This window comes from Hyphomicrobium sp., assembly GCF_003987855.1.
Classification (GTDB): Bacteria; Pseudomonadota; Alphaproteobacteria; order Rhizobiales; family Hyphomicrobiaceae; genus Hyphomicrobium_B.
The window spans coordinates 48,749-61,643 of record NZ_RXIZ01000011.1; the positions used below are offsets into that span (position 1 = coordinate 48,749).

Consider the following 12,895-nt stretch of genomic DNA (forward strand, 5'->3'; position numbering starts at 1 on the left):
CGGGCCGTGACATGCATTCCAGCACAAGGTAGTCGCGCACACGATGGCACGCGCTTTCGTATTTCCAGGACAAGGCAGTCAGGATGTCGGCATGGGCAAAGCGCTCGCCGATGCTTTCCCGGCGGCACGGGCTGTTTTCGATGAGGTGGACGAGGCGCTGGGCGAGAAGCTCTCGTCTCTCATCTGGGAAGGTCCAAAGGAAACGCTGACGTTGACGGAAAACGCCCAGCCAGCGCTGATGGCCGTGTCGGTTGCGGTCATGCGCGTCCTCGAAAAGGAGAAGGGCGTTTCGCTGGCGAACACGGCCAAGTTCGTCGCGGGTCATTCGCTCGGCGAATACTCCGCGCTTGCTGCGGCGGGAGCCTTTTCGCTCGCGGATGCGGCGCGTCTCCTGAGACTGCGCGGCCAGGCGATGCAGAAGGCAGTTCCTGTTGGCGTTGGCGCGATGGCGGCGCTGCTCGGGGTCGGTGTCGACGTGGCGGAGAAGGTCGCTGCCGAAGCTGCCCAGGGCGAGGTCTGCCAAGTCGCCAATGACAACGAGCCGACCCAGGTCGTGCTGTCCGGACATAAAACGGCGATCGATCGTGTGCCGGAGATCGGAAAGAAGTTCGGCGTCCGCCGTGCGGTGCCTTTGCCCGTATCCGCGCCTTTCCATTGCAGCCTGATGCAACCTGCCGCCGACGCCATGGCAGAGGCTCTCGCCAGTGTAACTGTCAATAGACCTGTCGTGCCCGTCGTCGCAAACGTGCTCGCTCAGCCCATTTCCGATCCCGACGAGATCAGAAAGCGTCTGGTGGAGCAGGTGACCGGCACCGTGCGCTGGCGCGAATGCGTCGCCGCGATGGCCGCCGATGGCGTCACCGATTTCTATGAAATTGGAGCCGGCAAGGTGCTCGCTGGCCTCGTCAAGCGAACGGCTCCGAGTGTCAACGCGGCGAGCCTGGGCACGCCCTCCGATATCGACGCGGCGCTCGCCGCCCTCACTTCATAAGGAGACTTCGATGTTTGATCTGACCGGCAAGACCGCGCTCGTGACGGGCGCGACGGGCGGCCTTGGCGCAGAGATCGCGCGCGTGTTTCACAAGGCTGGAGCGACCGTGGCCATCTCGGGCCGAAAAGTCGAAGCGCTCGAAGCGCTCGCCGCCGAACTCGGTGATCGCGTCCACATTCTGCCCTGCGATCTGGCCGACCGCGCAGCCGTCGCCAAACTGATCGACGATGCGGTGAAGGTGCTCGGCCGCCTGGACGTACTCGTCAACAATGCCGGTCTCACCAAAGACAACCTCTTTATGGTGATGAAGGATGATCAATGGGATGACGTCATCGCCGTCAACCTGACGTCGACGTTCATGCTTTGTCGGGCAGCCTCGCGGCACATGATGCGCTCGAAGACGGGATACGGCCGCATCATAAATATCGCATCGGTTTCGGGCGTTTTCGGCAATCCGGGGCAGGGCAACTATGCAGCTTCCAAGGCCGGTATGATCGGCATGACCAAATCACTCGCGCGTGAGGTTGCCTCGCGCGGGATCACGGCTAACTGCATCGCACCGGGCTTCATCAAGACGAACATGACGGACGTGCTGACCGATAAGCAGAAGGGCGACATCGCCCAGATGATCCCCGCGCAGCGCTTCGGCGATCCGCTCGACGTAGCGGCCGGGTGCCTCTACCTTGCATCGAACGAAGGCGGTTACATCACCGGGCAAACGCTGCACATCAACGGCGGCATGGCGATGGTTTGATCGTCTTTAGCGGATGTTGGTAAACGCCGGGAATGCCTGATTTATTGGCCGCTTTCTCACCGGCGTTTATCCTATCATCAGCTGCGTCACCGCGTGCTTTGCATTGCTGGTGAAGTGTGTTAACGACACCACGGTTTTGAGGCGTGGAGACCACGTCTTCGGGACGGTGTGAAGCTGGGGACAACTCGGCGTCGCGCAACGTGGGGACGGTGCCTAGGCGGAAGACTCACGCTACGGCGACTAAGGAAAAAAGAGTTCTGAAACGGGGCGAACCCCTATCCGAACAGGCTACACTTCTCGTAAGTTGATATCCTGTCATGCGGCATTTAGCGGGTTCAGCAGGGCGAACAGGCGAGCAATAAAAGGCCGCCAAAAATTAGAAAGACACGAGGATTGACGATGAGCGATGTCGCAGAGCGCGTGAAGAAAATTGTCGTAGAGCATCTTGGGGTCGAGGCCGACAAGGTCACCGACAATGCAAGCTTCATCGACGACCTTGGCGCAGATAGCTTGGATACTGTTGAACTCGTGATGGCCTTCGAAGAGGAATTCGGCTGCGAAATTCCCGACGACGCCGCTGAGCACATCCTGACGGTCGGCGATGCCGTCAAGTTTCTCGAGAAGAACGCTAGCGCAGCCTAATAGGCCTGCTGCTCGTCCGTACTTTGTCCTTGGCGCATTTGCGCCTTGAGGACCGGATTAAAAGGGGGCTGGGTGACCGGCCCCCTTCACGCGCCCAGCGTTGATCGCGAACACCAACAGCAACAAGAAAAAATCGATGCGCCGTGTCGTCATTACAGGAATGGGTCTTGTCACGCCGGTCGGCTGCGGAGTCGAGGCCTCGTGGTCCAACCTTCTCGCGGGCCAGAGCGGCGCACGTCGCGTCGAGGAATTCGAAGTCTCCGACATCAGCTGCCAGATCGCGAATTTCGTACCGCGCGGCGCGACTGCAGAGGGCAAGTTCAATCCCGACGATTGGATGGAGCCGAAAGAGCAGCGCAAGGTCGATGACTTCATCATCTATGCCGTTGCCGCAGCCGATCAAGCGATCGCCGATTCAGGGCTGAAGTTCGATACTCCGGAAGTTCAGGAGCGCGCCGGTGTTCTTATCGGCTCGGGCATCGGCGGGCTGTCCGGCATTGCCGACACGTCCATCCTGCTCAAGGAGAAGGGACCGCGGCGTGTCTCGCCGTTCTTCATTCCCGGCCGTCTCATCAATCTTGCGGGCGGTTACGTCTCGATCAAGCATTCGCTCAAAGGGCCCAACAACGCCGTCGTGACGGCATGCGCCACCGGCACGCACGCCATCGGCGATGCCGCTCGCATCATCGCGCTCGATGATGCCGACGTGATGGTCGCTGGTGGTACCGAGAGCCCGATCTGCCGCATCGCGCTCGCGGGCTTCGCGGCGTGCCGCGCGCTGTCGACCGGCTTCAACGATGCGCCGACGAAAGCATCGCGCCCGTACGACAAGGATCGCGACGGCTTCGTGATGGGCGAGGGCGCGGGCGTCGTCGTTCTCGAAAGCTACGAGCACGCCAAGGCGCGCGGCGCGACGATCTACGCCGAGATCATCGGCTACGGCATGTCTGCGGACGCCTATCACATCACGGCTCCTGCCGAGGACGGTGATGGCGCCTATCGCTGCATGAAGGCTGCTCTGAAGCGCGCGGGCGTCTCGCCGAGCGAGATCGATTACGTCAACGCTCACGGCACCTCGACGCCGATGGGTGACGAGATCGAGCTCAAGGCCGTTGAGCGCCTGTTCGGCAATAGCAGCGGCCGGCTCGCGATGTCCTCCACGAAGTCTGCCACAGGTCACTTGCTCGGCGCTGCGGGAGCCATCGAGGCGATCTTCTCGGCGCTCGCCATTCGCGACAACGTGGTCCCGCCGACGCTCAATCTTGACAATCCGTCCGTCGAAACGGCCATCGATCTGGTGCCTCATCAGGCACAGAAGCGTGACATCAATATCTCGCTGTCCAATTCCTTTGGCTTCGGCGGGACAAACGCGTCGCTGGTCCTCCGTCGGGTGGCGTGAGCCCCCGTTCAGATACGCGTTTTCGCCACAATTTGCGGTGAGCGTCCGCGCGGGGTGGGGGATGGTGAGCCACGACTCTGGGCGTACGGCCTTCGGTCCGGTTCTCCTTCAATGACGGTGCTCGCGGTATCATGAGTCAGAACAGGAAGCGTTCGGACGTGGTTAGAACGTCCCGAACGGCCGGAGCTCGAAGTCCAGCCGAGCGCTTGGAGCCGGGTCGCGCGCCAGGCCGGCCGCGTGGTGTGCAAGCTCGTGAGCCCTCGCGCGCGATAGCCGGGTTTGTCCGCGTCATCAGCGGGGTTCTATCGGTATCACTCGTCTTGATGCTGCTGATTGGCGGCCTTTCGTTCGTCGTGTTCCATCAATTCGAGAGCCCCGGTCCGCTTGACGCTCCGCGCACGGTCGTAATCCCGAAAGGCGAAGGACGCATCGCCATTGCCGAGCGTCTGGAACGTGAAGGCATCATCACCAACCGCTGGACGTTCGTCGGCGGATATCTTCTGCAAGGCTTCCTGGGCGGCCACAAAACAGGCGAGTTAAGAGCGGGTGAGTACGAAATTAAAGAGCACGCATCGATGCACGACGTCATCGACACGCTCGCTGAAGGCAAGTCCATTCTCTACAAGACGACGCTGCCGGAAGGCCTAACGAGCGAGCAAATTGTCGAGCGCCTCAAAGCCGAAACGAGCCTCAGTGGAGAAGTGGCAAGCGTTCCATCGGAAGGTACGCTGCTGCCGGATACCTATTATTTTTCGAAAGGCGCATCGCGGAATGAGATCCTCGATCGCATGCGTGCCGACATGGAGAAATTGCTCGCGTCGCTCTGGGAACAGCGGGATCCGGATATTCCGGTGCGCTCCGTCGATGAACTCGTGACGTTTGCCTCGATCGTCGAGAAGGAAACGGGACGAGCCGACGAACGCGACCGCGTCGCTGCTGTTTTCTACAACCGGCTGCGCAAAGGCATGCGGCTCCAATCGGACCCGACGATCATCTACGGCATAGTCGGCGGCCAGGGCGTCCTAGGTCGCAGCATTACGAAAACGGATATCGAGTCGAAGTCGCCCTACAACACGTATCAGATCAATGGTCTGCCGCCTGGGCCGATCTGTAATCCAGGAAAGTCGGCCATCCTCGCGGCGTTGCATCCAGCGAAGACCAACGACCTTTACTTTGTCGCCGACGGAACAGGCGGCCACGCGTTCTCCGAAACGCTGAAGGAGCACAATAGCGCCGTTCAGAAATGGCGCGCCGTCGAGAAGCAAGCGAAGGCCAAGCAGGGCGCAGCCGACGATCAAGACACGGATGCGGCGCCGATCCCGACGACGAAGACCGCGAAATCGACAGTAACGGCCAAGGGTCAGAAGGCGTCGAAAGTGCCCGCGCCATCGGCAGGGGCCGGTGACGGCGATGGCGATGCATCCACCCCTTCGGCGTCGGCGGATGCTGCGAGCGACAGTGCGGAAATGCCTCTCCCAGTCAGAAAACCAAAAAAACAGTAGGCTTTAAGGCAGACCGACCGGCCGACATGAAGCTGTTGGCGGATGCGAGCCGACCCGTTAAGTTGCCCGCCGCGTAAGCTCATCCCGGCGGGCGAGTCCCTTTCACATGACAATTTCCAGCATGACCGGATTTGCCCGCGTCGACGGTACGGCCGAAGGGCTTGCCTGGACGTGGGAAGCGCGCAGCGTCAATGGCCGTGGACTGGACGTTCGCCTCCGGTTGCCGCCGGGCTACGAAGCCGTCGAGGTTCCCGCTCGCGAGGCCGTCGCCAAGCGCTTCGCTCGCGGCAATGTCTCCATAACGCTCAACCTGGAAAAGCAGCAGGTGAACGGCGGGGTTCGTTTGAACGAAGCGGTGCTGGCCGATGTCATCAAGGCGGCGGAACGCGTCGCGGTCCTGGCCGGAGCGTCAAAGCCCGACGCGGCGCAACTGCTGATGATCAAGGGCGTGCTCGAGACCTCGGATCAGGTCCCGGAAAGCAGCCACGAGCGTGCTGCACGCGAGAAAGCCATCCTTTCGAGCTTCGAGACGGCGCTCGACAAGCTTTTGGAAGCGCGTCGTGCCGAGGGAACGCGGCTTGCGGAAATCATTCGCGATCAGTTGATCCAGATCGAACGTCTGACGGGTGAAGTCCGCGCCTCGCCATCGCGAACGCCGGATGCAATCGTCGCGCGTCTCAAGGATGCCATCGTCAGGCTGTTCGACGCGACGGCTCCGTTGGACGCGGAGCGCTTGCATCAGGAAGCGATGCTCATCGCGACGCGGGCTGATGTTGAAGAGGAATTGCAGAGGTTGACAGCTCACGTATCGGGGGCTCGCGACATCCTCGGTGAGCCGGGAGCCGTTGGACGCAAGCTCGATTTTCTCGCGCAGGAATTCAATCGCGAGGCCAATACGCTGTGTTCCAAGGCCAATGCTGTCGACATCACGCGACTTGGCCTACAACTCAAAACGATCATCGACCAGTTCCGCGAACAGGTGCAAAACGTCGAATAGCATGACAAGCAGCGCGGAAAACAATTTAAACGCCGATGAGCATCCCGAGCCGCAGATCGCGCGGCGGGGATTGCTCTACATCGTCTCGTCGCCGTCAGGCGCTGGGAAGACGACGCTCGCTCGTCGCGTGCTCGCGGCCGATGCGAACATCGAAATGTCCGTCTCCGTCACCACGCGCGCCGCCCGTCCAGGCGAACGCGACGGGGTCGACTATCACTTCGCCGACCGCACGAAATTCGAAGCGATGAAGGACCAAGGCGATCTACTCGAGTGGGCGCGTGTTTTCGACAACTACTATGGAACGCCACGCGAGCCTGTCGAAGCCGCCATCCGCGACGGCAAGGACGTTCTTTTCGATATTGACTGGCAAGGTGCGCAGCAGCTGTCGGAGAAGATGCCCGGCGATGTGGTCCGCGTATTCGTGTTGCCGCCCTCCGGACACGTTTTGGAAGATCGGCTTAAATCGCGCGCGCAAGACCCTCCGGACGTCGTGGCAAAGCGCATGGCGGCAGCGTCATCCGAAATCAGCCACTGGCCGGAATACGACTACGTGATCGTCAACACCAGCCTCGAACAGAGCGTGGCATCAGCGCTGGCGATACTCACGGCCGAGCGTCTGAAGCGCGCGCGTCTCCTGGGACTTTCCGATTTCGTCCGAACGCTGCAAACCGCGCTTTAAGCTTCGGCCGATACGCCACTCTCATCGAGAATGAGCGCCATGCGCGCGAACTCTTCGACGGAAAGCTCCTCGGCACGCCGCTCCGGCGCGATCCCGGCGCGTTGCAGAAGGAGTTCCGGAAATGGCGTCAACTGTTTTAGGCTCGAACGCAGCATCTTGCGGCGCTGGCCGAATGCCGCCGCCGTCACGCGTGCGAGCGTCTTGACCTTGCAGGCCGGATGCGGTTCCGCGACTGGCTGAAACTCGACGATGGCCGACGAAACCTTAGGCGGAGGAGTGAAAGCTTCCGGCGGCAGGTTCATCACGATTTTTGCCTGCGTGCGCCACTGGGCCAGAACGGAAAGGCGTCCATAGGCTTTTGATTTCGGCTGCGCGACGATCCGCTCGGCCACTTCGCGCTGAAACATCAGCACCATGCGGTCGTACCAGGGCGGCCAGGGTTCCGCTTCGAGCCAGTTTACGAGCAGAAGCGATGCAATCCCGTAAGGCAGGTTCGCCACGATCGAAGCCGGCGCGCCAGCGCCGAGGAGTTGTCTCCAATCGACGTCCAGCGCATCGGCCGGATGGACCTCAAGCTGGCCGGGGTAGCGTGCGGAAATATCTGCGAGGGCGGGAAGGCAGCGGTCGTCGCGCTCGATGGCAACGACGCGCTTGGCCCCTTCGATCAGAAGCCCACGCGTCAGGCCGCCAGGTCCTGGGCCAATCTCTACAACTATGCGCTCGCTGAGGTCGCCGGCGAGGCGCGCGATCTTGCGCGTCAGATTGAGATCGAGCAGGAAATTCTGGCCGAGAGATTTCTTCGCGTTGAGGCCGTAGCGCTCGATCACCTCGCGCAACGGCGGCAGCCCGTCCGGGCCGATTGCGACGCTCATGGCAAAACGGTCGCGCGCCGCGCGACCATTTCCGCTGCAAGTTTTAATGCGGCGATCAAGCTCGTTGCCGACGCGATGCCTTTGCCGGCGATAACGAATGCTGTGCCGTGATCGGGCGAAGTACGCACGAACGGCAGGCCGAGCGTGACGTTCACACCTTCGTCGAACGCCAGCGTCTTGATAGGGATCAGGCCCTGATCGTGATACATCGTAAGCGCCGCGTCGTAGGTTTTTCGCACGGCTTGATGGAACAGCGTGTCGGCGGAAAAAGGCCCCGTCGCATCGATGCCCTCCGCGCGCAATTGCACAATCGCCGGCCGGACGATCTCTTCGTCCTCACTCCCCAGCGCGCCATTCTCGCCAGCGTGAGGATTTAGCCCCGCAACGACGATACGGGGCCGCGCGATTCCGAAGTCCCGCTTCAACGCGCTATGAACGATGCGGCCACAGCGTACGATCAGGTCCGTCGTGAGCAGGGCAGGCACGTCCTTCAGCGGCACGTGGATCGTCACCGGCACGACGCGAAGGCCTGGAGCCGCAATCATCATCACGGGTTCGGCAGGCTCGGCCGGCCAAAACTCTTGCGCGAGAGTACCGAGGTACTCGGTGTGCCCGGGATGTGCGAAGCCCGCATCATAGAGCACCGCTTTGGCGATTGGGTTCGTGACAATGGCCGCGGCATGGCCGGCAGCGATGTCCGCCACGGCGCGATTGATCGAAAGAATGGTCGCCGGTCCGTTCGCCACGTCAGGCGTCCCAGCGAGACGTGGCGCCGCGAGCGGAATGGGCACGACTGGCAGCGCATCTGCAAAGACAGTGGCGGCGGCGGAAGCGTTTGCGACCGGCACGATATCCTTCGCTGCATCCAGGCCCAGCGCGCCAGCGAGCTCACGCATCAACTCGACATCGGCGTAGAGCGCGAAGGCAGGAATGTTCTCGCCGTTGCGGTCGCGCCAAGCCTGCAGCGCGAGTTCAGGTCCGACGCCCGCGGGGTCGCCCATCGTCAGCGCTAAGGAAACGCGAAGCTCCTTATCTGGAGCCGACATCGATCCGGTACTCGATATGCGCATCTTCGCGCAGGTCTTTCAGATAGCGCTTGGCCATCAATTCGAACTCGCGTTGCTTGAGTTCGCCTTCCGCCTGGTTGCGTTTCTCATCGGCCGCCTTGACGACAGAGCGTCCGCAGACCACCCACAACTCGATGGAGCCTTCATTCATTGTAGGTGGCAGCATCTCGCCGTCGGCCGCGTTGACGAGGAGCGTTCGTGTGGGTTCCGGAATGGCCGAAGGACGTTGCTTGCCGAGGTCCTCGAAACGCGCGCCAGGAACACCGGCAGCGGCTGAAGCGGTGGAGGGACAGCCGGTGAATTTCTGCCGGATCTTGTCGGCCTCCTGGATGCGCGCGGCAACCCCGTGTTCTTCGATCTTCGCCGGCATCGCGATGCGAATGCGCTGGACCTGAAGCTCGACATCATCGTTTCCAGACGTCGACGTGCTGGCAACGAGCTTGTCGACGTCCTTGTTGGTGATGTTGATCAGCGGACCGAATTTACGGCGGACCACTTCGTTCCAGGACAGCGTCGCGCGGATGCGGCCTTTGATGGGATCGAGACTGCCGCCAATCTGCTTCTGGAATTGCTCCAGCGTCATCTTATTGCGTTCGGCGATTCCCTTGATGATGCGGTCGACGTCCGCGTCTTCGATTGTCACACTGAGACGCTTGGCTTCCTGCGTCTTGAGCCGATCGTCGATCAATTCCTCGAGCGCCTGCTTCTTCATCGCAGGCAGGGACTGGGCGCGCGCACTCTCGAACGCCTGACGCTGCAGGCTCATGCCGAATTCTTTCTTTCGGCGCTCGAAGATGGCGATGATCTCTTCACGGGACTTGCCCTGGTTGGCACGGGCGGTGTCCTGTAAAAGCGCCTTCAACCGTTCCGATGTTTTCGGGTTCTTGACGATCGCTTCGAAGTTGGCCTTCGCACGCGTCTGAACCTCCGAGCCGCTCAGCATCACTGCGCGCTGCTCGATCTCGAAGCCCGTGATCGGTTCGTCGTTCACGAGCGCGGCGATGGCGCGTTGATCGCTCGTCGGCGGCGGCCCAACGTCATGGGTTTCGGCCGCGGCCTTCGCTGCGGCAGCGCCCGGCGATTTCTTTCTCTTCTTGCCCTTCGTGGTCGTCGCATCGTCGTCGGGAATGGTGTCGCCGACGGCCGGCTTCGTGGTCGAAGATGTCGTGCCGTCGCCCGTCACCGCCACCGTGCCGCCCTGTCCGGCAGCTGTAAGCGCATAAGCGGTGCATGCGAGAGCCGTCAGCGCGCTCAACCCCAGGGCGCGCGCAAGGCGGTTGATGATGCTCCCGTCAATCGGCATTCGCGATCGCTATCCCATGCTTCGATTCGGCTCGCCCATAGCATAGCGCGGCCCCGCCGGGCGGATTGGCCTTATCCACACCAAGAATGGCCAAAATCCGGTTTCCGAGCAGATTTCGCAAGGGGCGCAAACACTGAATCTGCGCAGCCTTAACGCGATCAGTTCGTACGCTGGTCGCCGCCCAGGTTGAAGTCGGTGCCAGTCGAGGTGGCAAAGTCGCCAAGGTGCTTGAACTCGAAGCGCAGCATGACGGTCTGATCTGGGGTGATCGACAGGTCAGAGTAGTTGGACTGGATGTAGGACGCGGTGAGAGCGAAGCACTCGTCGACGTATTTCAGGTTGACACTGTCATAACGGAAGTTGCCGTCCTGCAGGTTGTAACGCGACGTGCCGCCGATGCTCCACCGGTTGGTAAGCTGCAGTGTGGCGGCGGCCAGCACTTCTTCCTCTCGCGAAAGCGTAGCGATGACATCCGGGTTATCCGGGTCGGTGAACAGCGCGTCCGCGTCGTAGGAATAACCCGCCTGAATGGTGAGGGGACCCCACGTCGTGATCAGCGAGGAGTCGTTTCGCTTCAGAGCGAATGTCGATTCATCGAACCGGCTCTGCGAGATCAGGCGGAAATTGCTAAGAGGCGCGATGTAGGCGCCGATCACGTAATCGGAGCGATCCGTCTGCAGGCCATTGTAAGGATTGAAGACGTAGTTGCCGTCGGCGTTCCGACCCGGATTGAGATAGATGTTGTCGCCGGAGAGATGATAGCTCTCGCCCGCGAGGAAGCGGGCGTAGCCGCCGTCCCTTGACTGGAATGTATACTGCAAGCCCGCATTCACGCGGGTGCCGGTCTCGATCCGATCGTACCCTGAAAACTTCGATGTCGAGAACAGGTTGGTGTCGTCGAACACGAGGCTCTGCGCGTCTTCGTCAGGCAGCCGGCGCTGAGGGATCGTCTCCTGATGGGCGACGACCTGGCCGATCGGCTCGATGATATGCGTGCCGAGGCCGTTGCTCGCGGCCCACGGATACGAAACGGTCATGCCGCCGTCGACGATGCCTCGAGTGATGGTGTCGGAGAAGACTTGCGAAGAAAGAACGCCCTCCTGCCCGCCTGGAGGAACCGGCCCTACGACGACGCTCTGCGGGTTCGTGGCATTGTCATACTGATAGACGTCGCCGCGGATATCGGCGAATGGCGTGTAGCTGATGCCGATCGCATCGGTGAGACGACGGCGCCATTTGAGTTCAGTGACGATTCGGTTGACGTTTTGATCTACCTGCTTGCCGCTTGAATCGACGAACGAACCATCGGCGCGCGTGAAGCTGAGGACGTTGGTGTTCCACTTCAACTCGCCGCCAAGGACGGGATCCTTGAACACGTAGTTGTAGTCGATGATCGGGTGCGTGTAGCTCTCGGTCTGCGGCGTGTCGTTCGTGAGCAGGCCGCCGAACTGATAGAGCTTGGCGCTGAAATAATTGCGGTCCGACTGGCCGGTCAAATAGATCTGGTTGACGCGATCGGTAACCAGGATGCTGTCGAGTTTATAGAAGCGGCGGAACTGGTCGTCGCTTTCCACGATCGCGTCCCAGCCGAACTGCCACCAGCTCGACAACGAAAAGCGGCCGTGCGTTTCAAGACTGCCACGTGGGCCGTCGAGATTTGGATTTTCAGCCTTTCCGCCCGGCAGGTCGTTGGCGTTCTGATCGATGCCGGCGAGCTTGACGTTGTACTCGCCGTTGGCAAGACGGTGCCGCCACTCGGCCTTCATCATCAAGCCCTGATCGCTGAAGTAGATCGGCTCGAGCGTCGCGTCGTAGTTCGGCGCCAGGTTGAAGAAGTAGGGGATGCCGGTGATGTAGCCGAGCGTTGACGAGTGACCATAGTCAGGCGTCAAGAAACCCGATCGCCGCTTTACGGTCGGATCGGGGCTCTGGAAGTAGGGCAGGTAGAAGATCGGCTGGCCGTAGATCTCGAAATAGGCGTCCTGGTAGGTGAGGGTCGCCTGCTCCTGATCGTGGATGATGCGGGTCGCGCTGATGCACCAGAGCGGTGGCGTGCCGCCGTCGCTTTGGCACGGCGTGAACCGGCCGTTGTGGAATTCGGTGACGTTGCCTTCGCGCCGGGTCGCGCGATCAGCCGTGATGTGGGACTGATCTTTCGACGTGATCGAAAGCGCTGAAACGAACCCGTCGCGGAAATCGTCCGTGAGCGTGTAGCGGTCGGCGTGAACGATATTGCCCTGCGGCTCTTTCAGCGTGACGTTGCCGATGGCCGTGAGCGTTCCCGAGCCTTGATCGTAGACGACCTCGTCGGCGGTCAGGATGTAGTTGTTGTAAAAGATTTCGACGTTGCCGCGCGAAATCACCCGGTCGCCGGACTTGTCGTAGATCAGCTGATCGCCCTGCAGGCGCATGGGCTGCGCGCGGTCGATGTTCGTGTTGATCTTGCCGAAGATCGCACTGGGCGAGTTCGCCGCGCCGAAAGACGAAGTGTTCTTCGTTTTCTTGCTGAGGGTCGTCGAGCCGGAAGAAGAGGCGCTGCCGCCGATGGCACCACCGGGATCGGTAGTGGAGTTGCCGTAGTTCTGGGCGGCGGCGTGATCGGCAGAAACGAGCGCAAGTCCGGTCGACATCAGGGCGCAGAGAAGCGCGCGAGCGATCCCGTCCACCTTCCGGTGGCGAGAACCCTCGC

11 protein-coding genes are annotated in these 12,895 nt (G+C 61.3%); 7 read left to right on the top strand and 4 right to left on the bottom strand.

Features of this window, described 5'->3' with window-relative positions:
• The first annotated feature begins 43 nt into the window (after positions 1 to 43).
• The 7 genes from fabD to gmk all read left to right on the top strand — a co-directional run bounded on the left by fabD (position 44) and on the right by gmk (position 6,964).
• Positions 44 to 991 carry an ACP S-malonyltransferase gene (gene fabD, locus EKK30_RS09915; RefSeq protein WP_290984046.1) on the top strand — a complete coding sequence of 316 codons (948 nt, stop codon included), beginning with the start codon at positions 44 to 46 and terminating at the stop codon, positions 989 to 991.
• 10 nt (positions 992 to 1,001) lie between these two features.
• A complete protein-coding gene (fabG, locus tag EKK30_RS09920; protein ID WP_290984049.1) occupies positions 1,002 to 1,745 on the top strand; it encodes a 3-oxoacyl-[acyl-carrier-protein] reductase in 744 nt (247 codons plus the stop codon).
• Positions 1,746 to 2,144: 399 nt separating this feature from the next.
• A complete protein-coding gene (locus EKK30_RS09925) occupies positions 2,145 to 2,387 on the top strand; it encodes an acyl carrier protein (protein WP_013215676.1) in 243 nt (80 codons plus the stop codon).
• A 136-nt stretch (positions 2,388 to 2,523) separates the two neighbouring features.
• Entirely contained in the window at positions 2,524 to 3,786 is a 1,263-nt protein-coding gene (gene fabF, locus EKK30_RS09930; RefSeq protein WP_290984137.1) for a beta-ketoacyl-ACP synthase II, read from the top strand.
• 158 nt (positions 3,787 to 3,944) lie between these two features.
• Positions 3,945 to 5,288 carry an endolytic transglycosylase MltG gene (gene mltG, locus EKK30_RS09935; RefSeq protein WP_290984065.1) on the top strand — a complete coding sequence of 448 codons (1,344 nt, stop codon included), beginning with the start codon at positions 3,945 to 3,947 and terminating at the stop codon, positions 5,286 to 5,288.
• Between the two features lie 106 nt (positions 5,289 to 5,394).
• Positions 5,395 to 6,285, top strand: coding sequence for a YicC/YloC family endoribonuclease (locus EKK30_RS09940; protein WP_290984068.1), 891 nt, complete (start codon positions 5,395 to 5,397; stop codon positions 6,283 to 6,285).
• A gap of 1 nt (position 6,286) precedes the next feature.
• Entirely contained in the window at positions 6,287 to 6,964 is a 678-nt protein-coding gene (gene gmk, locus EKK30_RS09945) for a guanylate kinase (RefSeq protein WP_290984071.1), read from the top strand.
• Here gmk and rsmA read toward each other — a convergent pair.
• The 4 genes from rsmA to EKK30_RS09965 all read right to left on the bottom strand — a co-directional run.
• Entirely contained in the window at positions 6,961 to 7,824 is an 864-nt protein-coding gene (gene rsmA / locus EKK30_RS09950) for a 16S rRNA (adenine(1518)-N(6)/adenine(1519)-N(6))-dimethyltransferase RsmA (protein WP_290984139.1), read from the bottom strand. The genes gmk and rsmA overlap by 4 nt on opposite strands.
• Positions 7,825 to 7,832: 8 nt before the next feature.
• Positions 7,833 to 8,882 (bottom strand): 4-hydroxythreonine-4-phosphate dehydrogenase PdxA, encoded by a 1,050-nt coding sequence (gene pdxA, locus EKK30_RS09955; protein WP_290984074.1) that lies wholly within the window; start codon positions 8,880 to 8,882, stop codon positions 7,833 to 7,835.
• Positions 8,866 to 10,206 (bottom strand): SurA N-terminal domain-containing protein, encoded by a 1,341-nt coding sequence (locus EKK30_RS09960; RefSeq protein WP_290984077.1) that lies wholly within the window; start codon positions 10,204 to 10,206, stop codon positions 8,866 to 8,868. Before EKK30_RS09960 ends, pdxA begins: the two co-directional genes overlap by 17 nt.
• A gap of 158 nt (positions 10,207 to 10,364) precedes the next feature.
• The coding region (locus tag EKK30_RS09965) for an LPS-assembly protein LptD (RefSeq protein ID WP_290984080.1) at positions 10,365 to 12,895 on the bottom strand (2,531 nt) is incomplete at its 5' end.